The 23748-nt window shown below is 65.0% G+C and carries 22 protein-coding genes, 4 tRNA genes and 2 pseudogenes; 9 read left to right on the top strand and 19 right to left on the bottom strand.

Going from position 1 to position 23748, the window contains the following annotated elements; genetic code table 11:
• Positions 1-312: 312 nt before the first annotated feature.
• Positions 313-750, bottom strand: coding sequence for a hypothetical protein (locus tag PA6_RS08625; RefSeq protein WP_021700521.1), 438 nt, complete (start codon positions 748-750; stop codon positions 313-315).
• A gap of 87 nt (positions 751-837) precedes the next feature.
• Between PA6_RS08625 and PA6_RS08630 the strand changes: the two genes are divergently transcribed.
• Positions 838-1281 carry a universal stress protein gene (locus tag PA6_RS08630; protein ID WP_021700522.1) on the top strand — a complete coding sequence of 148 codons (444 nt, stop codon included), beginning with the start codon at positions 838-840 and terminating at the stop codon, positions 1279-1281.
• A gap of 28 nt (positions 1282-1309) precedes the next feature.
• Here PA6_RS08630 and PA6_RS24765 read toward each other — a convergent pair.
• The 3 genes and pseudogenes from PA6_RS24765 to PA6_RS08640 form a co-directional block, all read right to left on the bottom strand.
• Positions 1310-1549, bottom strand: a pseudogene (locus PA6_RS24765) (DUF6901 family protein); the annotation flags it as partial.
• A 333-nt stretch (positions 1550-1882) separates the two neighbouring features.
• Positions 1883-2329 (bottom strand): annotated as a pseudogene (locus tag PA6_RS08635) (DUF6901 family protein); the annotation flags it as partial.
• Between the two features lie 20 nt (positions 2330-2349).
• On the bottom strand, positions 2350-4263 hold the full coding sequence (locus PA6_RS08640) for an ATP-binding cassette domain-containing protein (protein ID WP_021700524.1): 1914 nt from the start codon (positions 4261-4263) through the stop codon (positions 2350-2352).
• A gap of 149 nt (positions 4264-4412) precedes the next feature.
• Here PA6_RS08640 and PA6_RS08645 point away from each other — a divergent pair, with 149 nt between their 5' ends.
• Entirely contained in the window at positions 4413-6341 is a 1929-nt protein-coding gene (locus PA6_RS08645; protein ID WP_021700525.1) for a transglycosylase SLT domain-containing protein, read from the top strand.
• Between the two features lie 43 nt (positions 6342-6384).
• Here PA6_RS08645 and PA6_RS08650 read toward each other — a convergent pair whose 3' ends face one another.
• The 7 genes from PA6_RS08650 to PA6_RS08680 form a co-directional block, all read right to left on the bottom strand.
• Complete coding sequence (locus PA6_RS08650; protein WP_021700526.1) at positions 6385-7188, bottom strand: MOSC domain-containing protein; 804 nt, start codon at positions 7186-7188, stop codon at positions 6385-6387.
• A 69-nt stretch (positions 7189-7257) separates the two neighbouring features.
• Complete coding sequence (locus PA6_RS08655; protein ID WP_021700527.1) at positions 7258-8184, bottom strand: chemotaxis protein CheV; 927 nt, start codon at positions 8182-8184, stop codon at positions 7258-7260.
• 79 nt (positions 8185-8263) lie between these two features.
• Positions 8264-9187 (bottom strand): lipid kinase YegS, encoded by a 924-nt coding sequence (gene yegS / locus PA6_RS08660; protein WP_021700528.1) that lies wholly within the window; start codon positions 9185-9187, stop codon positions 8264-8266.
• A gap of 72 nt (positions 9188-9259) precedes the next feature.
• A complete protein-coding gene (locus tag PA6_RS08665; protein ID WP_021700529.1) occupies positions 9260-9592 on the bottom strand; it encodes a hypothetical protein in 333 nt (110 codons plus the stop codon).
• Positions 9593-9655: 63 nt separating this feature from the next.
• Complete coding sequence (locus PA6_RS08670) at positions 9656-11215, bottom strand: FGGY-family carbohydrate kinase (RefSeq protein ID WP_021700530.1); 1560 nt, start codon at positions 11213-11215, stop codon at positions 9656-9658.
• On the bottom strand, positions 11212-12798 hold the full coding sequence (locus tag PA6_RS08675; RefSeq protein WP_021700531.1) for a glycerol-3-phosphate dehydrogenase/oxidase: 1587 nt from the start codon (positions 12796-12798) through the stop codon (positions 11212-11214). Before PA6_RS08675 ends, PA6_RS08670 begins: the two co-directional genes overlap by 4 nt.
• A gap of 1 nt (position 12799) precedes the next feature.
• The gene (locus PA6_RS08680) at positions 12800-14398 is read right to left on the bottom strand and encodes an FAD-binding oxidoreductase (RefSeq protein ID WP_021700532.1); all 1599 of its coding nucleotides are present in this window, start codon (positions 14396-14398) and stop codon (positions 12800-12802) included.
• A gap of 124 nt (positions 14399-14522) precedes the next feature.
• Between PA6_RS08680 and gliR the strand changes: the two genes are divergently transcribed.
• Entirely contained in the window at positions 14523-15551 is a 1029-nt protein-coding gene (gene gliR / locus PA6_RS08685) for an AraC family transcriptional regulator GliR (RefSeq protein WP_021700533.1), read from the top strand.
• A 75-nt stretch (positions 15552-15626) separates the two neighbouring features.
• Here gliR and PA6_RS08690 read toward each other — a convergent pair whose 3' ends face one another.
• Both PA6_RS08690 and moaB read right to left on the bottom strand, forming a co-directional pair.
• Positions 15627-16823 (bottom strand): molybdopterin molybdotransferase MoeA, encoded by a 1197-nt coding sequence (locus tag PA6_RS08690; protein ID WP_021700534.1) that lies wholly within the window; start codon positions 16821-16823, stop codon positions 15627-15629.
• The gene (gene moaB, locus PA6_RS08695) at positions 16820-17359 is read right to left on the bottom strand and encodes a molybdenum cofactor biosynthesis protein B (protein WP_021700535.1); all 540 of its coding nucleotides are present in this window, start codon (positions 17357-17359) and stop codon (positions 16820-16822) included. Before moaB ends, PA6_RS08690 begins: the two co-directional genes overlap by 4 nt.
• Before the next feature lie 67 nt (positions 17360-17426).
• Here moaB and mobA point away from each other — a divergent pair, with 67 nt between their 5' ends.
• From mobA to PA6_RS08710, 3 genes are all read left to right on the top strand, one after another.
• Entirely contained in the window at positions 17427-18020 is a 594-nt protein-coding gene (gene mobA / locus PA6_RS08700) for a molybdenum cofactor guanylyltransferase MobA (RefSeq protein WP_021700536.1), read from the top strand.
• A gap of 60 nt (positions 18021-18080) precedes the next feature.
• Complete coding sequence (locus PA6_RS08705; protein ID WP_021700537.1) at positions 18081-18302, top strand: YgdI/YgdR family lipoprotein; 222 nt, start codon at positions 18081-18083, stop codon at positions 18300-18302.
• Positions 18303-18391: 89 nt separating this feature from the next.
• A tRNA-Pro gene (locus tag PA6_RS08710) sits at positions 18392-18468 on the top strand.
• A gap of 112 nt (positions 18469-18580) precedes the next feature.
• On the opposite strand, the gene PA6_RS08715 is transcribed toward PA6_RS08710, so the two are convergent.
• A tRNA-Arg gene (locus PA6_RS08715) sits at positions 18581-18657 on the bottom strand.
• On the opposite strand from PA6_RS08715, the gene PA6_RS23370 reads away from it, so the two are divergent.
• Both PA6_RS23370 and PA6_RS08720 read left to right on the top strand, forming a co-directional pair.
• The gene (locus PA6_RS23370; protein ID WP_147289535.1) at positions 18630-18908 is read left to right on the top strand and encodes a hypothetical protein; all 279 of its coding nucleotides are present in this window, start codon (positions 18630-18632) and stop codon (positions 18906-18908) included. The genes PA6_RS08715 and PA6_RS23370 overlap by 28 nt on opposite strands.
• Positions 18909-19066: 158 nt before the next feature.
• Positions 19067-19393, top strand: coding sequence for an Arc family DNA-binding protein (locus PA6_RS08720; RefSeq protein ID WP_043216473.1), 327 nt, complete (start codon positions 19067-19069; stop codon positions 19391-19393).
• A 52-nt stretch (positions 19394-19445) separates the two neighbouring features.
• Here the strand turns inward: PA6_RS08720 and mgtE are convergent, their stop codons facing one another.
• Positions 19446-20888 carry a magnesium transporter gene (gene mgtE, locus PA6_RS08725; protein WP_021700539.1) on the bottom strand — a complete coding sequence of 481 codons (1443 nt, stop codon included), beginning with the start codon at positions 20886-20888 and terminating at the stop codon, positions 19446-19448.
• A 311-nt stretch (positions 20889-21199) separates the two neighbouring features.
• Here mgtE and PA6_RS08730 point away from each other — a divergent pair, with 311 nt between their 5' ends.
• On the top strand, positions 21200-21703 hold the full coding sequence (locus PA6_RS08730) for a DUF4124 domain-containing protein (protein WP_021700540.1): 504 nt from the start codon (positions 21200-21202) through the stop codon (positions 21701-21703).
• Between the two features lie 40 nt (positions 21704-21743).
• On the opposite strand, the gene PA6_RS08735 is transcribed toward PA6_RS08730, so the two are convergent.
• The 4 genes from PA6_RS08735 to PA6_RS08750 form a co-directional block, all read right to left on the bottom strand.
• Positions 21744-21820: transfer RNA gene (locus tag PA6_RS08735), tRNA-Arg, on the bottom strand.
• A gap of 104 nt (positions 21821-21924) precedes the next feature.
• Positions 21925-22015: transfer RNA gene (locus tag PA6_RS08740), tRNA-Ser, on the bottom strand.
• A 62-nt stretch (positions 22016-22077) separates the two neighbouring features.
• Complete coding sequence (csrA, locus tag PA6_RS08745; RefSeq protein WP_003244478.1) at positions 22078-22263, bottom strand: carbon storage regulator CsrA; 186 nt, start codon at positions 22261-22263, stop codon at positions 22078-22080.
• Positions 22264-22447: 184 nt separating this feature from the next.
• Positions 22448-23686, bottom strand: coding sequence for an aspartate kinase (locus PA6_RS08750; RefSeq protein ID WP_021700541.1), 1239 nt, complete (start codon positions 23684-23686; stop codon positions 22448-22450).
• Positions 23687-23748 lie beyond the last annotated feature (62 nt).

Here is a 23748-nt window from a genome sequence, read left to right on the forward strand (position 1 = left end):
GCCAACCGGCCGGGGCCGCTCTAGGCACAGAGCCGTCGAGCATAGTCCCAATCGATCCGACACACCCGCCGACGCGATAATCGGGCTGTAAAGGCGCTGCCATAGGGGCAGATCGCTCAATTCATACGCCCGTTTGATTTGGGTGGGCGTACATTCAGTGAAAACCCGGCAATTGTCAATTGCCCGTCGCAGAAGCCCCGAATGGGTGCAGAGCCACTCGATGACCAGAAGCTGCCGCAGGGTCACGCATGGCCGCTCAAGCCCTCTGGCACCAGCATTCAGCAGCTGAATAATGTCAATAAGCAAATGCCATCAGGCCAGTTGCGCCAGCAATGCCGCCACGGCCCGCAGCTCCTCTTCGCCGCCGCGCTCGCCCCAGAACAGGGAAATCATCTGCGGGGTGGCCTCGACCTTGTAGACGTCCGCCGGCAAGGCCTGCAGGCGTTCCAGCATGGCCGCATCGGCGCAGGGCTCGCGCCACTGGTTGCACCACTGTCCCGGCGCGACCTGCCAGTAGCTCCAGCTGTCACTGCGCCCCGCGCGGCGCCCCCGATGGTACTGGGCACAGCGTTCCGGCGGCTGTTTCTCCAGCCAGTGCGGCCACTGCTGCTGCCCCAGCTGCATGCCAAGCCCCAGGCGCCGCGCGGCCAGGCGCAATTCCATCTGCCCGCGCTGCTGCGGCGAGGGGCGCAGCCATACCAGCGGACTGAGGGCCGCACCGACGAGCAAAAGCACTATCCACCAGGTCATATCTCTCTCTTGTTACTGCTAGGGTCTGTGTTATGAAGGAAGCAGAACTTACTGCAAGCATGCCCACTGGAGTGGAGGAAATTCACCATGCCCTACCAGCACATCCTGATTGCCATCGACCTGACTGACGAATGCCACCCGGTCGTCGAGCGTGCCCTGGCCATCGCCGCCAGCAGCGGCGCCAAGGCCGCACTGGTGCACATCGTCGAGCCCATGGCCATGGCGTTCGGCGGCGACGTCCCGATGGACCTGTCACTGCTCCAGCAGCAGCAGTTCGACCAGGCCCGCGAGCGCCTGCAGAGCTTTGCCGGGCGCTACCCGCAACTGGGCGCCGAGCAGCGCCACCTGGCCTACGGCCAGCCGCGTCAGGAGCTGCATCGACTGGCCGAGGAACAGGGCTGCGACCTGATCGTGGTGGGCAGTCACGGCCGCCACGGCCTCGCCCTGCTGCTGGGCTCCACCGCCAACGACGTGCTGCACGGCGCCCCGTGCGACGTGCTGGCGGTGCGCCTGAAGAAAACCAAGGAATAACGCCGGGCCCGGCAACGGGCCCTGCAACTCACTCCGGAACGTCGCCGGCGCTCATGACCAGCGGGCGGATCTTCTGCAGCTGGGTCTCCATCGACACCGTCATGCTCGACGACATGGAGAAGAAGGTGAGGAAGGCCTTGAGGTTGGAATCCCCTTCGCAGACATCGTGAATGCGCTGCCAGAACGCCTGGTTGACCAGCTGCAGCTGCTGGAACTGCTTGACCAGCCCCTTGAGCTCCCAGTCGGCGAGGCGCCCCTCGCGGAAGTTGAAGTTGTGGGATGCAAATAAAGTTTCATCCTAACGGGAACGATTTGCTGGGCTGGCTGGGAAGCTCACTGCCCGACCTGTACCTAAAGCCTCATCCTAATGCCTCGCAGCGGCCTTCAAATGGTCGGAAAACCCCGGAGCCATGCGAATAAAGTGTCATCCTTACCTGAAATCGTAAGTCGTTGATTTCTATTGTGACCTTGCTAATTTCCTCCCTGATTGCGGCCTTGCAGGCCGCAATCATTGGGGGTTCCAGGGGGCGGACAAGGCCAGAACCCGATTGCTCGGGATGACACTTTATTTCTAAGGATGAAACTTTATTTGCATCCCACAGAAGTACTGCCGGGTCAGGTACAGCGAAATGGTGCGCAGGATGAATTCCTGGCTGCTGGCGAACGGCAGGTGGTTGTGCGCCATCGGCTTGAGCTTGCCCAGCACCGGGCAGGCACTGGTCGCCATGATCACCCCGAGCAGCGAGCGCAGCCCCTCTTCCAGGCCAACCTGCTTGCTGTACTCGCGCTCCGGCGTACGCACCCACACCTGGGCCTTCTTGAAGGCCGGCAGGCCCTGGAAGTCCTCAATCACCCGGTGCAGGTCGACCGCTGCCGGGCAGCGGCTGAATTCATCCTTCTTCAGTGGGCAGTTGCTGCACTGATTGTTTTCCAGGCGCGTCCACTTCGGCGTCGCCTCGGCACCCTGGGGGTCGTACTGACGGTCCAGCTCGATCCTGTAGCTGAACTGATGGTTGTCATCCAGGGTGATGCGGTACTCAATCGCCATGCATGTCTCCGACAAGCGTTTTAGGCTTCCAATTCGGCCCAGCGCTCCAGCAACTGGTCCAACTCCTCTTGCAGGCTCTGCAGGCGCTGCAGCACCGGCCCGGTAATGGTCGGTGCCTGCTGGTAGAAGGCCGGATCGGCGATCTGCCCCTGCAGTTCTGCCAGCTGGGCCTCCAGGGCGTCGATCTGCCCGGGAATGGCCTCCAGCTCTCGCTGCAGCTTGTAGCTGAGCTTCTTCGCGGCCGGAGCCGCCTCTTTCACTGTCTCTGTCACCGGCGCAGCGGGTGCCACTGCGCTCAGCTCCGCCTTGCCCGACTTGCTCTCGCCAACACCCAGCAGGCGTGGCGAACCGCCCTGGCGCAACCAGTCCTGGTAGCCGCCGACGTACTCGCGCACCCTGCCTTCGCCCTCGAAGACCAGCGTGCTGGTCACCACGTTGTCGAGGAAGGCCCGGTCGTGGCTGACCATCAGCACGGTGCCGGGGAAATTCAGCAGAACCTCCTCGAGCAGCTCGAGGGTTTCCACGTCCAGGTCGTTGGTCGGCTCGTCCAGCACCAGCAGGTTGGCCGGTTTGCTGAACAGCTTAGCCAGTAACAGGCGCGCCCTCTCGCCACCGGACAACGCCTTGACCGGCGTACGTGCCCGCTGCGGACTGAACAGGAAGTCACCCAGATAGCTCAGCACGTGGCGGCTCTGACCATCGATGCTGATGAAGTCGCGACCTTCCGCGACGTTGTCGATCACCGTCTTTTCCGGCTCCAGCTGATGGCGCAGCTGATCGAAATACGCCACTTCGATCTTCGTCCCTGCCACTATCGTGCCACTAGTGGGCTGCAGGTCGCCAAGCAGCAGTTTCAGCAGCGTGGTCTTGCCGGTTCCGTTGGCCCCGAGCAGGCCGATGCGGTCGCCGCGCTGCAGCACCAGCGAGCAGTCGCGGATCAGGGTAGGTCCCCCTGCGTGCGCAAAACTGACATTTTCCGCCACTATCACCTGCTTGCCGGACTTCTCCGCCGACTCCAGCTGGATGTTGGCCTTGCCCTGGCGCTCGCGGCGCTCGCTGCGTTCCTGGCGCATCGCCTTGAGCGCGCGTACGCGGCCCTCGTTGCGGGTGCGGCGGGCCTTGATGCCCTGGCGAATCCACACCTCTTCCTGGGCCAGACGCTTGTCGAACAGCGCGTTGGCGGTTTCCTCGGCGGCCAGTTGCTGCTCCTTGTGCACCAGGAAGCTGGCGTAGTCGCCGTTCCAGTCGATCAGCCCGCCACGGTCCAGCTCGAGAATGCGCGTGGCCAGGTTCTGCAGGAAGGAACGGTCGTGGGTGATGAACAGCACGGCGCCGGCGAAGTCCTTCAGCGCCTCTTCCAGCCAGGCGATGGCACCGATGTCCAGGTGGTTGGTCGGCTCGTCGAGCAGCAGCAGGTCCGGTTCGGAGACCAGCGCCTGGGCCAGCAGCACGCGGCGGCGCCAGCCACCGGAGAGCTCGGCCAGGGTCTTGTCGGCCGGCAGCTGCAGGCGGCTCAGGGTGCTGTCGACCAGCTGTTGCAGGCGCCAGCCATCCTTCGCCTCCAGCTCCTGCTGGACATGCATCAGCTGGTTGAGATCGTCCTCGCCCTGGATGTTCTGGCTCAGGTGGTGATAGCGCGCCAGCAGCTCGCCGACCCCGGCCAGGCCCTCGGCCACCACATCGAATACCGTGCGCTCGTCGGCACGCGGCAACTCCTGCGGCAGCTCGCCGATCTTCAGCGCCGGCGCGCGCCAGATTTCGCCGTCATCGGGCATCTGCTCGCCCTTGACCAGGCGCAGCATGCTCGACTTGCCGGTGCCGTTGCGGCCGATGATGCACACCCGCTCTCCCCGGGCTATCTGCCAGGACACCCCGTCCAGCAGGGGCATTGCGCCGTAGGCCAGGGAAACATCGGAAAACTTGAGCAGGGTCATGACTACCACCTTCGTGAACAGGCGCGCATTCTAACCGAGTTGAGCTGGCCCAATGCTGGCGCGTTGTCGCACGCTGCGGTGCCATTCTGCTGCTTAGTCAGGCTAAGCTAGGCGAAAGCTCCATTTCGTTTTCTCTGTCCGGATGTGTCATGCGCCGCCCTCTGTTCTGCCTGCTTTCCGCGTTCCTTTCCTGCTCCCTCGGCCTCGCCAGCGCTCAGGCCGCCAATCTGGCCCAGCAGCGGCAGATGTATGACGAAGCCAAGCGCGCCCTGGCCAAGGGCGACAAGGGCCCTTACCTGCGCTACGCCAATGCCCTGCGTGACTATCCGCTGGAGCCCTACCTGGCCTACGACGAGCTCACCACCCGCCTGAAATGGGCCAGCAACGACGAGATCGAGGCGTTTCTCACCGAGCACGGCGACCTGCCCCAGGCCGGCTGGATGAAACTGCGCTGGCTGCGCTGGCTGGCCGAGCGCGGCGAGTGGCAGACCTTCGCCAACCACTACGACCCCAAGCTCAACTTCACTGAACTGGACTGCCTGTATGGCCAGTACCTGTACAAACAGGGCATGAAAGCCGAAGCCCGGGTCGCCGCCGAGAAGCTGTGGCTGGTCGGCAAATCCCAGCCCGAGGCCTGCGACACGCTGTTCAGCACCTGGCGCGCCGATGGCCAGCTCAACGAGGATCGCCGCTGGCAGCGCGCCAAGCTGGCCGCCGAGGCGCGCAACTACGGCCTGGCCAGCTACCTGATCAAGGGCCTGCCCAACCTCGGCAAGCAGGGCCAGCTGATGCTCGATGCGGCGCAGAGGCCGCAGATGATGAGCCAGACCGCACGTTTCGCCCCGGCCGATCGCTACATGGCCGACGCCGCCGGCCTCGGCCTGCGTCGCCTGGCACGCCAGGATCCGGAAAAGGCCCTGAGCCTGCTGGACGTCTATGCCGGCAAACTGCCCTTCTCCGCCGAGGAAAAGGTCGCCATCGCCCGCGAAATCGGCCTGACCCTGGCCAAGCGCTTCGATATCCGCGCGCTCAAGGTCATGGCCCAATACGACCCGGAGCTGCGCGACAACACCGTCTCCGAATGGCGTGCGCGCCTGCTGTTGCGCCACGGTCGCTGGGACGAGGCCTACCAGCTGACCAGTCGCATGCCGAGCCCCCTCGCCACCACCAGTCGCTGGCGCTACTGGCAGGCGCGCAGCCTGCAACTGGCCCAACCCCAGGGCCAGCAGGCCGTCGCCCTGTACCAGCCGCTGGCCAAGGAGCGCGACTTCTACGGCTTCCTCGCCGCCGACCGCATCGAGGTGCCCTACAGCCTCAACCACAAGCCGATGCCCATCAATCCGCAGGTGATGCAGAAAGTGCGCAACACGGCAGGCATCCGTCGCGCCCTGGAGTTCCACGATCGCGGCCAGATCGTCGACGGTCGCCGCGAGTGGTACCACGTCAGCCGCCTGTTCAGCCGCGACGAAATGGTCGCCCAGGCCAAACTGGCCTACGACAAGGGCTGGTACTTCCCGGCTATCCGCACCATCAGCCAGGCGCAGTACTGGGATGACCTGGATATCCGCTTCCCCATGGCGCACAAGAGCAGCCTGACCCAGCAGGCCAAGCTGCGCGGCCTGCACTCCAGCTGGGTGTTCGCCATCACCCGCCAGGAGAGCGCCTTCATGGCCGACGCCCGCTCGCCGGTCGGCGCCATGGGCCTGATGCAGCTGATGCCGGGCACCGCCAAGGAGACCGCACGCAAGTTCGGCATCCCGCTGGCCGACCCCAAACAGGCCCTGGCGCCGGAGAAGAACATCCAGCTCGGTGCCGCCTACCTGAGCCAGGTGCACGGCCAGTTCAATGGCAACCGGGTGCTCGCCTCCGCCGCCTACAACGCCGGTCCCGGCCGCGTGCGCCAGTGGCTGCGCGGCGCCGACCACTTGGCGTTCGACGTGTGGGTGGAGAACATTCCGTTCGACGAGACCCGTCAGTACGTGCAGAACGTGCTGTCCTACTCGGTGATCTACGGCCAGAAGCTCGGCTCGCCGCAGAAGCTGGTGGACTGGCACGAGCGCTTCTTCGACGATCAGTAAACAAAAAGGGCGCTCAAGGCGCCCTTTTCATTTACACACCACCTTACTCCAGCACTTCCACCGGCATGCCCACGCGCAGCTCGCCGAAACCGCGTGGCAGCAGGTTCTGGCCGAAATACACATCACCGTCGCGCTCGCGGTAGGTCTTCAGGGTACTCAGCGGCTCGCGGTCAGCGTTGCGCTCGCCGGTCTGCGGATCGATGGTGGTGAGGATGCAACGGCTGCAGCCCTTGGCAACCTCGAACTCCAGCTCGCCGATGCGGATGCGCTTCCAGCCGTCCTCGGCGTAGGGCGCGCTGCCCTCGATCACCAGGTTAGGACGAAAGCGCAGCATCTCCAGCGGCCGGCCGACCCGCGCCGACAGGTCATCCAGCGAGGCCTGGCCGATCAGCAGCAGGGGGAAACCGTCGGAGAACGCCACCTTGTCACCCGGCTGGGCATAGCCGGTGTCGACCTGGCGGGCGCGCGCCTCCGGCACCTGCACCAGGCGGCAGGGCCGACCGATGAAGGCGCTCAGCCATTCGGCCGCCGCATCACCGGCATCCGGCACGCGCAGGCTGTCGCGCCAGACAGTCACGCCACGCAGATCCTGGTCCGGCTGCGGCAGTGCCACCTTGAGGCTGCCGAAGCCGGGCGCACTCAGGTTCAGGCCGCCGTCTGCGTTGTACAGCGCGCTCAGCTGGCTCATCTGCGGCAACAGGCGCTGGGTGAGGAAGCGCCCGCTCTCCGGCTCCACCAGCATCCAGCGCCGGTCACCGCGCAAGCCCAGCGCCTCCAGCGGCGATTGGGTCAGGCTTTCGCCACGGGCGGACTTCAGCGGGTATCGGTAGAGAGCGGAGAGTTGCATGGGACCGGCATCCTGGGATCTAGAAATGCCGGTTATACGGGGAGCGCACGAGGCGCTCAAGTCTGGCGATCAGCGATCGAGTTCGAGGCGCTGGTGGATCACGTCGACCAGCTTGTCCGGCTGGAACTTGGAGAGGAAGTTGTCGCAGCCGACCTTCTTCACCATCGCTTCGTTGAAACTGCCGGACAGCGAGGTGTGCAGCACCACGTAGAGATCCTTGAGGCGCGGGTCGTTGCGAATCTCGGTGGTCAGGCGGTAGCCATCCATCTCCGGCATTTCGGCGTCGGTGAAGATCATCAGCAGCTTGTCGGTCATCACCTCGCCGCTGTCGGCCCATTTCTTCAACAACTGCAGAGCCTTGAGGCCGTCGCTGGCCGAATGTGTACGCAGTCCCAGCTGAGACATGGTCTCGCGCAGCTGGTTGAGGGCCACGCTGGAGTCATCCACCAGCAGCACCTCGCGGCCGACCGCCTTGGCCAGCAGCGGGTCGGCCAGCTTCTCGTCGGAGACCTTGGTACTCATCGGCGCGATCTCCGAAAGCACCTTCTCCACGTCGATGATCTCGACGATCTGGTCGTCCACCTTGGTAATGGCGGTGAGATAGTGCTGGCGCCCCGCTCCACCCGGCGGCGGCAGGATGGATTCCCAGTTGAGGTTGAGGATGCGGTCCACACCGCCGACCAGGAAGGCCTGTACCGAGCGGTTGTACTCGGTGACGATGATGGTGCTGTTCTCGTTGGGCGTCAGCGGGCGCATGCCGATGGCCTGGGACAGGTCGATTACCGGCAGGGTCTGGCCGCGCAGGTTGACCACGCCGCAGACATAGGGGTGACGGTGCGGCATCAGGGTCAGTTTGGGCAGCTGCAGGACTTCCTGCACCTTGAACACGTTGATGGCGAACAGCTGACGCCCCGCCAGGCGGAACATGAGGATCTCCAGGCGGTTCTCGCCCACCAGTTGGGTGCGCTGATCCACTGTATCGAGAATGCCGGCCATCGAATTTTCCTCATGTTTGAATCGAGTCTAGCTGCTATCGGCCAGTTGTTCAGAAACTGCAGATCATGGCCTCAAGCCATCATGCCGCAGGCACCCCGCCAGCGCCACCGCCGAGCAGCGGCGAGGAGTCTGGCAGGTGCACGCGCAGCGCTCCAGGCCGCGCCGCGAAACGCAGGTGACGACTCTCCAGCGGTTCGCCATCCAGATTGATGTCCAGCCCTTCCGGGGCCTCGACCTCCAGCCAGGGCAGGCGTGCACTGACGGACACCGCCTCCAGGCCGAGAATGCCGCCGGACAGCAGCGTCCCCAGGGTACCCACCACATCCTGCGACGCCGGCACGATGCACACGTCGAGCAGGCCGTCGTCTACCTGCGCCTGCGGGCAGAGCACATGGCCGCCGCCGGCCTGGCGCCCGTTGCCAATGCCCAGGGCGAGGAAATCACCCTCCCAGGCGAAACCGGGCCCACCGAAGCGCCCGAACGCCGAATGTACCTCGGCAAAGCGGCTCAGCCCGGTAAGGAAATAGGCGGCGCCACCCAGCAGTTTCTTAAGTTCTTCCGAGGTATTGGCGGTCACCCTGGAGCCGAAGCCGCCGGTGGCCATATTGAGGAACAGCTGGCCATCCACCTCGCCGAGGTCGATCGGGCGCGGCTCGCATTCCAGCAGCGCCAGCGCCTCAGCCGGCAGCAGCGGAATACCGGCGGCACGGCAGAAATCATTGGCAGTGCCCAGCGGCAGCAGCGCCAGGGATGCCTCGCTACGGGCCAGGGCCATGGCCTCCGCCACTTCGCGCAGAGTACCGTCACCACCGCCGGCGATCAGGGTGGGATAGCCGGCAGCCAGCGCTTCCTGCACCAGGCGCGCCGCATCTCCACCCTCCCAGGTCAGGCGCACGGCCAACTGCCAGCCGCGTTCGCGCAACGCCAGCACGGCGGCGCGCACCTCCTCGTTCTGCGCCTGCTTGCCATGCAGGATCAACAGTGCCTTGCGCTCTGTAGCCATATCCTCTCCCTTGCTCGAATACAGCAGACCGCCACCGATGAATGAAGTGCCCTCGCCAAAGCCCTGCGCTTTTCAGTATGCGTAATACGCCGCAACCCCACTCAACCAGGGCAGGAGGGCAAGTACGAATAGACCAGCACAGAGCGGCAGGCCACGCCAGCCACGGGTATGTAGCAGATAGGCCGGTAGAACCACTGGCCAGAGGAAGAATAGAAAGGCGCCAAACTCATAGGGGCGGTGATAGCCACGCCGCTTGGCATCCGCCAGGCACCAGTAGGCCAACATCAGGGCGAAGGCCCAGCTCATCAGGTTCTCCGCCTCACGCGAGGGGTAGTCGCCCGCGTAACCCATCACCGCGTAATGCAGGATCGAGATCCCGATTACCAAACCCCATACGATCTTCATGCACATCCCTGTCGGCAGTCATACCGCGGCAGTTTCCGACGCCGCGCAGCGACTAGGCAATGGTTAAGCCGGGTAGCCGGTGATCTCGCGAATGCTGCGGTACAAAGGCCTCAGCTGCTGATACATGCGCAGGTAGACCTCGCGGTACAGCCGCTCGTACACCGCCACGGCCTGTGGGTTGGGCTGGAACACCTTGCCGACCCGGGTCATGGCGGCGATGGCGCTGGGGAAGTCCGGGTGCAGGCCGAGGCCGACGGCGCAGTCGATGGCCGCGCCGAGGCCGGATGTCTCGTACAGGTGCGGGCGCTCGGCCGGCAGGTTGAAGATGTCGGCAGTCAGCTGCATGGCCGCATCGCTCTGCGAGCCGCCGCCGGAGATGCGCAAACGCTGGATGCGCGTGCCGGAGCGCCGCTCGATCTTCTCGCGCCCCTGGCGCAGCGCATAGGCCAGGCCTTCGAGGATGGCGCGGTAGAGGTGCGCACGGGTGTGCACGTCGCCGAAGCCGATGATCGAGCCCTTGGCCTCCAGCCCTGGCTCGCGGATGCCCGGCGACCAGAACGGCTGCAACATCAGACCCATGGAGCCCGGCGGCACGCTCTCGACCAGCTCGTCGAACAGCGTCTCGGCCTCCACCCCCAGCTCCAGGCCACGCTGGCGCTCGGCATGGCCGAACTGCTCCTTGAACCAGCTGACCATCCAGAAGCCGCGAAACACCATGACCTCGGTGTTGTAGTGGTCGGGAATCGCCGCCGGGTACGGCGGGATCAGCGGGATGGTTTCCAGATACTGGCTGCGGGTGGTGTTGATGGTCGCCGTGGTGCCGTAGGACAGGCAGGCCGTGCTCGGCTCCACGCCGCCGGCGCCGATCACCTCGCAGGCCTTGTCCGAAGCGGCGGCGATCAGCGGCAGGCCCTCGGGAATGCCCGTGTGCCGGCTGGCCTCGACGCTGATGGCGCCAATACGCTCGCCCGGCTTGACCAGCTCCGGCAGCATGTCCTGGCGCACCGGAATCGCCTGCCACTTCCAGTCGCTCGGCTTGGCCCAGCACAGGCGCTTATAGTCGAACGGCAGGTAGGCCACGCAGCTGCCCACCGAGTCGGCGAAGCGGCCGCACAGGCGGTGGGTGAGGAACCCCGACAGCAGCAGGAACTTGTGCGTGCGCGCCCAGATATCCGGCTGCTGCTGGGCGATCCAGTTGGCTTCGGCCTGGCTGCGGAAGTAGTCGATGGTCTCCTCTTCGCGGATCAGCTTGAACAGCCAGCCCCAGGGGCCCTGCATGCGACCCGCCACGTCGGCGCGGCGCTGGTCGAGCCAGAGGATGGCCGGGCGCAGCGGCTTACCGGCCGCGTCGACATTGATCAGGGTGCCGCGCTGGGTAGTCAGCGACACACCGGCAATCTGGCTTTTATCGATGTCGACGCTGGCCCACAGCTGCCGACAGGCCTCGCCGAGGCTGCGCCAGTAGTATTCCGGGTCCTGCTCGGCCCAGCCGGGATGCTCGGAATAGTAGGGTTCCAGCTCCACCTTGCCCTTGCCGACCAGGTTGCCGGCCAGGTCGAAGAGCAACGCGCGCACGCTCTGGGTGCCGTTGTCGATGGCCAGCAGATAGCGTTGTTCGCTCACGAAGATTCACCCGGCAGGCTGTAGCACTGGCGCCAGAGCGCCAGATAGCGTTGTTGTTGTTCGTCCCAGCGCGCATCGCTCCAGCCCAGGCGCGGCTGGCACAGGGCGCGGATGCGCGGCAGCTCGGCGGCAGCGCCACCCGCCAGCAGCAGGCCGATACGGGTGCGGCGCAGCAGCAGGTCGTCCAGCTGCAGCACCAGTTCGTCGTCACAGGCCAGGGCCAGCTCGGCCCAAAGCGTGGTGCTGGCGCCGATGCACTCGCTACCCAGCTCGCCAATCAGCGCAGCCAGACGCGGCAGCGCCTGGCCATGGCGCCCGGCCAGGCGGCGCTGTTGGCTCAGGCTCAGGCCGGGCAGCGCCACTGGCGGCGCGGCATGGAATAGCGCCTGGCCCACATCCGCCACCTCGCGCCCGAGCATCGGCGCACAGGCGCGCAGCACTTCCAGGGCCAGCAGGCGGAAGGTGGTCAGCTTGCCGCCGGCCAGGGTCACGCAGCCGGACTCGACCCATAGGGCGTGCTCGCGCTTCTCGTCCGACGGCTTCTTGCCGGTGCTTTCGCCCTCGCTAACCACCGGGCGCACGCCGGCCCAGGTAGACAGCACGTCGGCGCGACCGACCTTGGCATGCGGGAACACGCTGGCGCAGGCCGCCAGCAGGTACTCGACCTCATCCTCCGTGATCCGCGCGTCGCGATTCAGCGCCTCGCCATGGTCCAGGTCGGTGGTGCCGATCACCGTGGCGCCTTCCCAGGGAAACACGAAGACGGGTCTGCCATCTTCCGGGTGCATAAAGCTGATGGCCTGGGCCACCGGCAGGCGCCAGGCCGGCAGCAGCAGATGGCTACCGCGCAGCGGGCGGATATGTTCCAGGCCGCTCTTCTGGCGCAGCTCGTCAGCCCAGGCACCGGTAGCCTGGGCCACGGCGCGGGCGCGGAAGCTGAAACGCCGGCCGCTTTCGCTGTCCTCGGCGACCAGGCCGTTCACCCGCTCGCCGTCGCGACTGAGTTGGATCACGCGCATGCCATTGAGCGCCTCGCCGCCCTCGGCCCGCGCCTCGCCCAGCACACGCATCACCAGGCGCGCGTCGTCGGTGACCGCATCGGTGAACAGGGTGCCGCCTAGCAGCTCCGTATCGTTCAGCCCCGGCGCCAGGTAGCGCAGCTCGCCGGCCGGGTGGTAGCGGTGCAGACGCTGGCCAGCCAGGGCGTCGTAGACGCCGAGCAGGCCGCCGAACACTCGGGGGCCGGGAAACTTGCCACGGTAGTGCGGGAACAGGAACGGCAGCACATCGACCAGCCCCGGCGCCTCGCCGAGCAGGCGCTGGCGCTCGCGCACCGAGTCGCGTGTCAGGCCCAGCTGGCCCTTGGCGATATAGCGCAGGCCGCCGTGGACCATCTTCGACGAACGGCTGGAGGTGCCCCAGGCGAAATCGCGCTGCTCCAGCAGCAGGCAGCTCCAGCCACGTCGCGCCGCCTCGCGCAGGATGCCGGCGCCGCTGATGCCGCCGCCGACGACGATCAGGTCCCAGTCGCGCGCCGCCAGCTCGGGCAGCGCGGCTTCGCGCCACTGCGCGTTCCAGCTCATCTCAGTCTTCCAGCAACACGCCGGGCGCCAAGCGGCGTTCGGGGTCGAAGTGCTGCGCCATGGCCTTGAGCGCCGCCATGCCCAGCTCGCCCTTCTCCGCCGCCAGGTACGGCGCGTGGTCGCGACCGACGCCGTGCTGGTGGCTGATGGTGCCGCGGTTGGCGGCGATGGTCTGGCTGGCCGCCCGCTTGAGCTTGGTCCAGCGCGCCAGGGTAGTTGCGTAGCTGTCGCCCGGGCGGAACACGTAGGTGGTGTAGATGCTCGAACCCTGGCCGTAGACGTGCGACAGGTGGGTGAACACGTGGACCCGCTCCCCCTCCTCCGCCAGGCCCTGGCGCAGACTGGCCTCGACCTGGTTCAGCAGGTGGTCGACGTTGTTCCAGTCGGTGGCCGTCTCCAGGGTATCCACCGCGTAGCCGGCCTCCCACAGGCCGTGGCGCAGGTAGGGGAAGCGGAAGCGGTTCTCCGCCCATTTCTTGCCCAGCAGGGTGCCGGTGAACACGCCGCCAAAGCTCTTCAGCAGCTTTTTCGCCTGCTTCACCGACAGTGCATTCTGGCTGCGGTTGCCGGTGACGCCGAAGGTCAGCATGCACTTGCCGGCGCGCGCGCCGCGCAGGGCCAGGTACTTCTCCAGCAGGGCGATCTGCTCGGGGTGGCCGGCCAGGGCCAGCTGGGTCTCGGTCTCGATGGCGTTGGACAGGCGCAGCATGGATAGCGGGATGCGTGCCTGGACCAGGGCGCGGATCCCGGCCAGGGCCTGCTGCCAGCTGGGCAGGAACACGGCGAAGAACTTCTCCTGCTCGGCCAGCTTGGTGACGCGCACCTTGACCTCGGAGATCACGCCGAAGCGGCCTTCGCTGCCGAGGATCAGCTCGCGCAGGTCCGGCCCGGCGGCCGAGGCCGGGAAGGTCGGGATGTCCAGGGTGCCGGCGAAGGTCTCGACCTTGCCGCCAGCGAACAGCTGCTCGATGCGCCCGTAGCGCAGCGACTGCTGGCCGCTGGAGCGGCTGGCGACCCAGCCGCCGAGGGTGGACAGCTCCCAGGACTGCGGGAAGTGGCCAAGGGTGTAGCCGCGCGCGTGCAGCTGCGCTTCCACCTGCGGGCCGTTGGCACCGGGGCCGAAGGTGGCGATCTGGCTCTGCTCGTCGAGGTCGAGCAGCTGGGTCATGCGCTCCAGCGACAGGGTCAGCACCGGCTTGGCGGACTCGACTGGGTTGATGTGCCCGGCCACCGAGGTGCCGCCACCGTAGGGGATGACGATGGCGTCCTGCTCCTTGGCCCAGGCCAGCAGCTCGCGGATCTGCGCGGCGGTTTCCGGCAGGGCGACACCGTCGGGGAACACGCCGAACTCGCCGGAACGCATGGCCAGCCAGTCCGGCAGGCTCTGGCCGCGGGCGTGGCGCACGCGCACTTCGGCATCGACGCTGATCAGCGGATGACGCAGGCTCAGACGCGATTCGGGCACCTGCGCCAGTACCTGTTCGAGCGTGGCATCCTTCAGGCGCTGCCCGCTGCCGACCAGGTTCTCCAGGAAGGCCGCGCCATGCGCCGGCAGCTCCACCACGGTGGCCTCGTCGCCCCATCCATTCCAACGTCGCATGCGTGCTCCCACTATTCCGGTCATTCTCGATGGCTGCCTATACTAGCCAGCCGCCCGCGCCGGTCACTGTCGGATCGGGCCAGCGGCTGTCGCCAATCATGACAAGCAGAACAACAAGAAAACCATGCTGACCCTCGGCTATACCTCGGTTCCCGCCCTGCTCAAGTACCTGCGCCATGCCGAAGCCCTCGGCCTGGACCTGGAGGCCGCGCGCAGCGCCGCTGGCGTGACCCTCGAAGACCTGGCCGACAACGGCCGGCGCATCCCCAGCGAAGCCCACGAGCGCCTGCTGCAGCACCTGATGCAGGTCTCCGGCGACCCGCTGTTCGGCCTGCATTCGGCGCGCTACGTGCAGCCGGGCTCCTGGAGCGTGCTCGGCTACATCACCATGAACTGCGCGACCCTGGGCGAGGCCATGAGCCGCATCGTGCCCTACGAGAAACTGGTCGGCGACATGGGCACCAGCCGCCTGGAGATGGCCGGCGACCATGTACGGCTGATCTGGAACTGCCGCCACGAGAGCGCCGGCATCCGCCGCCACATGGTGGAGAACGTGCTGGCCTCGTGGATGCTCTACGCGCGCTGGATCGCCGACATGGACAGGTCGCCGCGCGAGGTCTGGCTGGAGCATGAGCGCCCCGCCGAGGCGCCGCAGGAGGATTACGAGGCCTTCTTCGGCTGCCCGGTGCGCTTCGGCCAGCCGTGCAACGCCCTGCTGGTGCCGCTGGACTACCTGGCCATCCCGCTGCGCCAGGCCGACGCCAACCTGCTGCGCACCCTGGAAGAACACGCGCTGACCATGATGGCCGGCCTGGACGACAACGAGCCGCTGCCGCAACGGGTGAAGAACGCCCTGCGCCTGCTGCTCAAGGACGGCCTGCCACGCAAGGAAAAGGTCGCCGAGAAATTCCACATGACGGTACGCACCCTGCAGCGCCACCTGCAGCAGGCCGGCACCAGCTACCAGGAAATCCTCGATCAGCTGCGCCAGGAACTGGCCGAGCACTACCTGCTGCGCAGCGACCTGGCGATCCAGGACATCGCCAGCTACCTCGGCTTCACCGAATCGCGCTCCTTCCACCGCAGCTTCAAGGCCTGGACCGGCATGACCCCGGGCGAGTACCGCGAGCGGCGCAAGGGCGCGCCGCTCTGAACTGCTGCATCGGCCGCGCGGGTTTCACCCGCCCTACTGGGCGCCTGTAGGGCGGGTGAAACCCGCGCCTCGGACCTAGCCCAACACTTCGCTCAGCGGAATGAAACGCAGCACATCGCCTTCGGCATAGCTCCGCTCTTCCAGCACCTCCACCAGGCCATCAGCCCAGGCCGCGCTGCGCAGCACGCCGGAACTCTGGTTCGGGTAGAGCACGGCGCGGCCGTTTTCCAGGCGCGCGCGCAGGTACTCGCGGCGCTTGCCCGGCTTGCTCCAGGCGAAGCCGGCCGCGACCTCGACGCTCAGCGGCGCGACCCGCTGCACGCCGAGGCGGCGTAACAGGTAGGGCCTGGCCAGCAGGGCGAACGTCACCAGGGTAGAGGCCGGATTGCCCGGCAGACCAAGCACCGGTACGCCACGGAAATGCCCGCAGGTGAGCGGCTTGCCCGGTTTGATCGCCAGCTTCCACAGGGCCAGTTCGCCCTCCTCGCGCAGCACCTGGCCGAGGTGATCGGCCTCGCCCACCGACACGCCGCCAGTGGAGAGGATCAGGTCGGCGTCGCCGAGAGCGGCCAGCGCCTCGCGGGTGCGCTGCGCATCGTCCGGCAGGATGCCGGCGTCGCGTACCTCGCAGCCGAGGCGCTGCAACCAGGCGCAGAGCAGGCTGCGGTTGCTGTTGTAGATCTGCCCCGGACCGAGCGGCTGCCCGGGCTCGACCAGCTCGTCACCGGTCGACACCACCGCCACTCGCGGCCTGCGTCGCACCACCAGCACCGCGCAACCGAGCGAGGCGGCCAGCCCCAGCTCGACCGGCCCCAGGCGGGTGCCGGCCGGCAGCACCACTTCACCGGCACGGGTCTCCTGCCCCTGGGGGCGGACGTTCTGCCCGACCTTGATCGGCTCAAGGAAGCGCACCCGGCCATCCGCCAGAATCTCGGCGTTCTCCTGCATTTCCACCGTGTCGGCGCCCGCCGGCAGCGGCGCGCCGGTAAAGATGCGCGCACAGGTACCCGGCTGCAGCGGTTCCGGCGCCTGGCCTGCAAGGATGCGCTGGCTCACCGCCAGCGGCTCCCCCTGCCAGTCGGCCAGACGCAGGGTATAGCCATCCATGGCGCTGTTTGGCCAGGGCGGCAGGTCGAGACCGGCGACCAGATCGGTGGCCAGCACACGTCCATCGGCAGCGGCCAGCGAAACGATCTCACGTGCATCGATCGGCGTCGCCTCGGCCAGCGCCAGCAGGCGACCCAGCGCTTCCTCGACCGGCAGCAGGCTCATCCGCGGCTACCGCAGGGCGCCGCCTGCTTCAGGTGCGGGACGAAGTTGCAGGGGCGATGGCGATTGTCCAGCTGCTCGTCGAGGATGCCGTCCCAGGCGGTGCGACAGGCATTGGTCGAGCCCGGCAGGCAGCACACCAGGGTGCCGTTGGCCAGGCCGGCCAGGGCGCGCGACTGCATGCTGGAGGTACCGATATCAGCCACCGAGATCTGCCGGAAGTACTCGCCGAAGCCATCCACCTGCTTGTCCAGCAGGCAGGCCACCGCTTCGGGCGTGCTGTCGCGGCCGGTGAAACCGGTGCCGCCGGTGATCAGCACCACCTGCACCTCATCCTCGGCAATCCACTGCGCCACCTGGGCGCGGATGCGGTACAGGTCGTCCTTGAGCAGCACCCGTGCGGCCAGGTGATGGCCGGCAGCGCTGAGGCGGTCGACGAACAGCTGGCCGGAGGTGTCGGTATCCAGGGAACGGGTATCGCTGACGGTAAGAACGGCGATGTTCAGCGGCACGAAAGCCGCCTCGGCCTTGTGGCTCATGGCAGGGTCCGGTTGTGGTGAAAACTGGCCGGTGTTATATCACAGGCCCCGCACCAGAGCGCCTGCCATGACCCGCCCGGACCTGCCGCCCTGCTCCATCCTGCTGCTCGCCGGTGGCCGTGGCCAGCGCATGGGCGGGCAGGACAAAGGGCTGATCGAATGGCGCGGCCAGCCGCTGATTGCCCACCTGCATGAGGCGGTACGCCCCCTGACCGACGACCTGATCATCTCCTGCAATCGCAACGCCGAGCGCTACGCGGCCTACGCCGACCGTTTGGTGAGCGATGCCGAGAGCGACTTCCCCGGCCCGCTGGCCGGCATCCTCGCCGGCCTCGCCGCCGCCCGCCATGACTGGCTTCTGGTGCTGCCCTGCGACGCCCCGCTGATTGATCACGCCCTGTTGCAGGCGCTGCGCGAAACGGCAGAAGGCAACCCGGCAACGCCGGTGATGGTGAAGCAGGACGAGCAGTGGCAGCCCATGTTCTGCCTGCTGCCCAGATCTGCACTCGGGCGGCTGCACGAGGAGTGGCAAAAAGGCCAACGCAGCCCCCTGCGGGCCCTGCTGCGCCTGGATGCGCGCGCCTGCCGCTGCGCCCTGGACGACCCACGCCTGGCCAATCTGAATACCCCCCAGCTGCTGTCGCAAACCACAGCGGGTTGAACTTGAGCCGCAGGATTCCGTCAGACCAACGGTACTCACCAGCAAATCAAGGAGTTACCCATGAACCGACGGAAGCTGCCCATCCTCTTCGCCAGCCTCGGCTTCATTGTCCTCGCCGGCTGCTCGACCCCCAGCGTGATTACCCTCAACGATGGCAGCCAGATCCAGACCGTGGACACCCCGGCATTCGATGAGGATTCGGGCTTCTACGAGTTCGAACAGCTCGACGGCAAACCCGCGAAGATCAACAAGGATCAGGTGATTACCGTCAAGGAACTCTGATGCATTACCCCACAGGGACGTGGGGCAAAAAAACTTTTCAGCTAACCCCTTGTGCAGCAAAACTTTTTCGGTAAAATGCGCGCCATCTTCGGAGCGTAGCGCAGCTTGGTAGCGCGTCTCGTTCGGGACGAGAAGGTCGCTGGTTCGAATCCAGTCGCTCCGACCAATCCCCGAATCGACGAAAGTCGATCAGAAAAAACCGGCCCTAGGCCGGTTTTTTCGTTTATGCCCCCACAAAAAAGCCCGCACGCCTGAATGGCTGCGGGCTTTTGACATTCTGGCGTCCCAGAGAGGGGTCGAACCTCCAACCTTCCCCTTAGGAGGGGGATGCTCTATCCGATTGAGCTACTGGGACACACAACGGGGCGGCATGTTAACGGTCGGTCGCGCATTTGTCATGCCATTCGCAGCATGGAATCGGCCAGCTATTCACTATCGGCAACCATGACCGCGCAGCCGTTTTCCGGCCACCAACAGAAATCCGCAAAATCCAGCGAGAAGGCTCTAGAATGGGCATCACAGAATGCAGCACGCAAAAAGGCGCGACTGCTTTTGCCTATCTGTACGCATTTCGGACAACTGGTGCTGGCAAAGCGCCGCCACTAGGACCACACTTTGACATGTAATTGGCGTCAATTAGTTGTCCGGCGCCCCAATAATCCGATGCGAATCCCGGCTGAACGGCTAGTGCCTATCATGGTCAAAGCAGCGACAATCAATAGCTGAATGCCAGCATCGCTTTCCTGAACTAACCGGTTTAATGTATACGCCCTATGAAACAGGCCATCTATTCCAGCCGTACGGCTGACAAGTTTGTAGTCCGCCTGCCCGACGGTATGCGTGAACGCATCGCCGACGTGGCGCGTAATCATCACCGCAGCATGAACTCGGAGATCATCGCTCGCCTGGAGCAGAGTCTGATCCAGGAGGACTCTCTGGGCGATGAGCTGAACCTGCGCCTGGACAGCCCCGAGCTATCCCTGCACGAGCGCGAGCTGCTGCAGCGCTTCCGTCAGCTGTCGCGTCGCCAGCAGAATGCCCTGGTCTCCCTGATCGCCCACGATGCCGAGATGGCTGCCGAAGAGGCCTGATCGCCCAACCAATAAAAAAGCCGGCTCACGCCGGCTTTTTTATGCCCTTCGATCAGAGCAGGAACAGCGTCGCAAGCCCCAGGAAGATGAAGAAGCCACCGCTGTCGGTCATCGCAGTGATCATCACGCTGGCGCCCATCGCAGGGTCTCGCCCCGCGCGCATCAGCGTCATGGGAATCAACACCCCCATGAGCGCCGCCAGCAGCAAATTGAGCGTCATGGCGCCGGTCATCACCAGGCCGAGCGACCAGCTGCCATACAGCAGGTAGGCAACCACACCGATCACCCCACCCCATAGCACACCGTTGATCAGCGCCACCCCCAGCTCCTTGCGCATCAGCCGCGAGGTGTTGCCGGTGCTGACCTGATCCAGCGCCAGGGCACGCACAATCATGGTGATGGTCTGGTTGCCCGAGTTACCACCAATGCCCGCCACGATCGGCATCAGGGCAGCCAACGCCACCAGCTTCTCGATGGAACCCTCGAACAGACCGATCACCCGCGAAGCGATAAAAGCCGTGATCAGGTTGATGGCCAGCCAGGCCCAGCGGTTGCCAACCGACTTCCACACCGAGGCGAAGATGTCCTCTTCCTCACGCAGACCGGCCATGTTGAGCACTTCGCTTTCGCTCTCTTCACGGATCAGGTCGACCATCTCGTCGATGGTCAGACGACCGATCAGCCGCCCCTCTCCATCCACGACCGGCGCGGAAATCAGGTCGTAGCGCTCGAAGGCCTGCGCCGCGTCGTGAGCGTCCTCGCCCGGCTGGAAACTCACCGGATCACTGGCCATCACCTCACCGACCTGTTTGTCGGGGTCGTTGACCAGCAGTCGCTTGATCGGCAGAACGCCCTTGAGCACGCCGTCGTAGTCGACCACGAACAGCTTGTCAGTGTGCCCTGGCAGCTCCTTGAGGCGGCGCAGATAGCGCAGCACCACCTCCAGACTGACGTCCTCGCGGATGGTGACCATCTCGAAGTCCATCAGCGCGCCGACCTGGTCATCCTCGTAGGACAGCGCTGACCGCACCCGCTCACGCTGCTGTGCGTCGAGCGACTCCATAAGCTCGAGCACCACGTCACGCGGCAGCTCCGGCGCCAGGTCCGCCAGCTCGTCCGCATCCATCTCCTTGGCCGCAGCAAGGATTTCATGGTCATCCATGTCCGCGATCAGCGACTCACGGACCGCATCGGACACTTCGAGGAGGATGTCACCGTCACGCTCAGCCTTGACCAGCTGCCAGACGGTCAGGCGATCAGCCAGCGGCAGGGCTTCGAGAATATGGGCAACGTCGGCGGAGTGCAGCTCATCAAGCTTGCGCTGCAGTTCAGCGAGGTTCTGCCGGTGAACCAGGTTTTCCACCAGGTCACGGTGCAGGCCTTCCTGGCGGTGAGTCAGGCCCTCCACAAGCTTATGGCGATGCAGCAGATCAACCACCTGTGCGAGGCGGTCCTGCAGGCTCTCTTGCGGCTTTTTAGCTTCTACTTCAGTCATACGGCACGCTCCACCCCAGCAGCAGGGCGCGCCGCGGGGCTCAATCGATCAGATCGGGCGGAAGGAAATTTGAGTAACTACTGGGTAAGTCCATGGTGGTTATCCACAAGCCCCGGCGGGGCTGACACGACAATGATAGCACTGCGACTTGTTTGGGCGCGACAAAATCGAGCCTAGAACAAGCGCTTGCGCCATTTTCCTAGACCAGCACACAACCTGCTTTTCCGACGCAAGCAGCCGATCACAAGGCACACTGGCAACATCGAAAAGCGAGGCTAGGCTGCAATGGCACTCGTCAAGGAGGACGAATCATGCAGCGCTCAATCTGCGCAGGAATTTGCGCACTTCTGCTCTACCCTTCCGCCCCGGCCTCAGCCTCCACGGTCTTCCGCTGCGAAGACAGCAAAGGCCACATCACCTACACGCTGCACGGCTGCCCGGAGAGCGCCAGCCTGGACCTGCAGGAAGCCCACAACCCCACGCCCGGAAAAGGCAAGGCCGTGCCCCTGGCCAAGACCAAGAAGCCGCATAGCAAGGCCAAGGGCAAAGACAAGAACGAACAGTTGGTCGTGGTCGGCACCAAGCAGGACGGCTGCGGCAACCGGCTCAGCAGCAGCGAACGGCGCCGCGCGGTGATTCGCCAGCAGGTCCGCGGCGGAATGACCCAGCGCGATGTGGAGAGCGCACTCGGCAAGCCTGACAAGATCACCACCAACGACGGCCAGACGCGCTATCACTACGCCGACGACAAGGGCAACAAGCGCAAGGTGAACTTCGACGAATACGGCTGTGTGAAGGCAAAAGGCAAACGCTGAAAAGACAAAAGGCCCGCATCGCTGCGAGCCTTTTGCTGTATGGCGCACTCAGGAGGATTCGAACCTCCGACCGCCCGGTTCGTAGCCGGGTACTCTATCCAGCTGAGCTATGAGTGCGTGGGTTGCGCATTTTAGTGATCTTAACCATCAGGTCAAGCACTTTTCCGAATAATTTCAATAACTTATCGGACTTAGCGCAAACACAACCAAGGTTGTGAATATGGCGGAGAAGGGGGGATTCGAACCCCCGACACCCTTTTGAGGTGTACTCCCTTAGCAGGGGAGCGCCTTCGGCCACTCGGCCACCTCTCCGCAACACGGGGCGCATGATAACCATGTTTTCCCCGTTTGCAAAGACAAAATTTCGAGAAAAATTAGTGGCTTGGTTCGTCGCCCTTCTCTTTCTGGATGCGCTGGTAAATCTCTTCGCGGTGCACGGCGACTTCCTTGGGAGCATTGACGCCAATGCGCACCTGATTACCTTTCACGCCCAACACGGTGACGGTGACATCATCACCCACCATCAGGGTCTCTCCGACCCGGCGAGTCAGAATCAGCATTCCTTTCTCCTTACGGATTCAATTACGGGACAACAGTCTGCAGAAATAAAATGGTGGCAGCCCCGCGCATATCAAGTGCGACGCCTTCACCCAAGTATTGACCAGCCCGGACAAAAGGAAAGTTCCCCGCCAAACCGACCAAAAAAGCGAAAGGCGCGGATCGCCGCGCCTTTCGGGTAGAGCATCACTCGGCCTGTCGGGCCGGAGCGTCCAGATCGAAGGCAGTGTGCAGCGCGCGCACGGCCAGCTCCAGGTACTTCTCCTCGATGACCACGGAGACCTTGATCTCGGAGGTGGAGATCATCTGGATATTGATGGTTTCCTTGGCCAGCGCCTCGAACATGCGGCTGGCGACACCGGCGTGCGAGCGCATACCAACACCGACGATGGAGACCTTGGCGATATTGGTGTCGCCGATTACCTCGCGGGCACCCAGCTCGCGCGCGGTGTTCTCCAACACGCCCATGGCGTTGTTGTAGTCGTTGCGGTGCACAGTGAAGGTGAAGTCGGTGGTGTTATCGTGCGCCACGTTCTGCACGATCATGTCCACTTCGATGTTCGCGGCACTGATCGGGCCGAGGATCTTGAAGGCCACGCCGGGGATATCCGGTACGCCACGGATGGTCAGCTTGGCTTCGTCGCGATTGAAGGCGATGCCGGAGATGATCGGCTGTTCCATGGATTCCTCTTCATCAAGGGTAATGAGGGTGCCCGGACCCTCCTGGAAGCTGTGCAGCACGCGCAGCGGGACGTTGTACTTGCCGGCGAATTCCACCGAGCGGATCTGCAGCACCTTGGAGCCGAGGCTGGCCATTTCCAGCATCTCCTCGAAGGTGATCTTGTCCAGGCGCTGGGCCTTCGGCACCACGCGCGGATCGGTGGTATAGACGCCATCGACGTCGGTATAGATCTGGCACTCATCGGCTTTCAGCGCGGCGGCCAGGGCCACGCCGGTGGTATCGGAGCCGCCACGACCGAGCGTGGTGATGTTGCCCTGCTCGTCCACACCCTGGAAGCCGGCGACCACCACGACCTTGCCGGCCTTGAGGTCGGCACGGATCTTCTGGTCATCGATCTGCAGGATGCGCGCCTTGGTATGCGCGCTGTCGGTGAGGATGCGCACCTGGTTGCCGGTGTAGGACACCGCCGGCACGCCGCGCTGGATCAGGGCCATGGCCAGCAGGGCGATGGTCACCTGCTCACCGGTGGAAACCATCACGTCCAGCTCGCGCGGAACCGGCTGGCCGTCGCTGACCTGCTTGGCCAGGTCGATCAGACGATTGGTCTCACCGCTCATGGCGGAAACCACGACGACGATGTCGTCGCCGCGCTCGCGGAATTTCTTCACCTTCTCGGCAACCTGCTGGATACGCTCCACGGTGCCGACTGAGGTGCCCCCAAACTTCTGTACGATCAAAGCCATGTCAAAAAGCCGCCTGATTCCTCGAAGGGCGCCCATTAAACCCGCATCGGGTCACACTGCCA

It is taken from the genome of Aquipseudomonas alcaligenes NBRC 14159, from assembly GCF_000467105.1.
In the GTDB taxonomy this organism is placed as follows: domain Bacteria; phylum Pseudomonadota; class Gammaproteobacteria; order Pseudomonadales; family Pseudomonadaceae; genus Aquipseudomonas; species Aquipseudomonas alcaligenes.

Coding starts and splice junctions, on each gene's coding strand:
- PA6_RS08625 (WP_021700521.1), bottom strand. CDS start 750: ATGACCTGGTGGATAGTGCTTTTGCTCGTCGGTGCGGCCCTCAGTCCG.
- PA6_RS08630 (WP_021700522.1), top strand. CDS start 838: ATGCCCTACCAGCACATCCTGATTGCCATCGACCTGACTGACGAATGC.
- PA6_RS08640 (WP_021700524.1), bottom strand. CDS start 4,263: ATGACCCTGCTCAAGTTTTCCGATGTTTCCCTGGCCTACGGCGCAATG.
- PA6_RS08645 (WP_021700525.1), top strand. CDS start 4,413: ATGCGCCGCCCTCTGTTCTGCCTGCTTTCCGCGTTCCTTTCCTGCTCC.
- PA6_RS08650 (WP_021700526.1), bottom strand. CDS start 7,188: ATGCAACTCTCCGCTCTCTACCGATACCCGCTGAAGTCCGCCCGTGGC.
- PA6_RS08655 (WP_021700527.1), bottom strand. CDS start 8,184: ATGGCCGGCATTCTCGATACAGTGGATCAGCGCACCCAACTGGTGGGC.
- yegS (WP_021700528.1), bottom strand. CDS start 9,187: ATGGCTACAGAGCGCAAGGCACTGTTGATCCTGCATGGCAAGCAGGCG.
- PA6_RS08665 (WP_021700529.1), bottom strand. CDS start 9,592: ATGAAGATCGTATGGGGTTTGGTAATCGGGATCTCGATCCTGCATTAC.
- PA6_RS08675 (WP_021700531.1), bottom strand. CDS start 12,798: ATGAGCTGGAACGCGCAGTGGCGCGAAGCCGCGCTGCCCGAGCTGGCG.
- PA6_RS08680 (WP_021700532.1), bottom strand. CDS start 14,398: ATGCGACGTTGGAATGGATGGGGCGACGAGGCCACCGTGGTGGAGCTG.
- gliR (WP_021700533.1), top strand. CDS start 14,523: ATGCTGACCCTCGGCTATACCTCGGTTCCCGCCCTGCTCAAGTACCTG.
- PA6_RS08690 (WP_021700534.1), bottom strand. CDS start 16,823: ATGAGCCTGCTGCCGGTCGAGGAAGCGCTGGGTCGCCTGCTGGCGCTG.
- moaB (WP_021700535.1), bottom strand. CDS start 17,359: ATGAGCCACAAGGCCGAGGCGGCTTTCGTGCCGCTGAACATCGCCGTT.
- mobA (WP_021700536.1), top strand. CDS start 17,427: ATGACCCGCCCGGACCTGCCGCCCTGCTCCATCCTGCTGCTCGCCGGT.
- PA6_RS08705 (WP_021700537.1), top strand. CDS start 18,081: ATGAACCGACGGAAGCTGCCCATCCTCTTCGCCAGCCTCGGCTTCATT.
- PA6_RS23370 (WP_147289535.1), top strand. CDS start 18,630: ATGCTCTATCCGATTGAGCTACTGGGACACACAACGGGGCGGCATGTT.
- mgtE (WP_021700539.1), bottom strand. CDS start 20,888: ATGACTGAAGTAGAAGCTAAAAAGCCGCAAGAGAGCCTGCAGGACCGC.
- PA6_RS08730 (WP_021700540.1), top strand. CDS start 21,200: ATGCAGCGCTCAATCTGCGCAGGAATTTGCGCACTTCTGCTCTACCCT.
- csrA (WP_003244478.1), bottom strand. CDS start 22,263: ATGCTGATTCTGACTCGCCGGGTCGGAGAGACCCTGATGGTGGGTGAT.
- PA6_RS08750 (WP_021700541.1), bottom strand. CDS start 23,686: ATGGCTTTGATCGTACAGAAGTTTGGGGGCACCTCAGTCGGCACCGTG.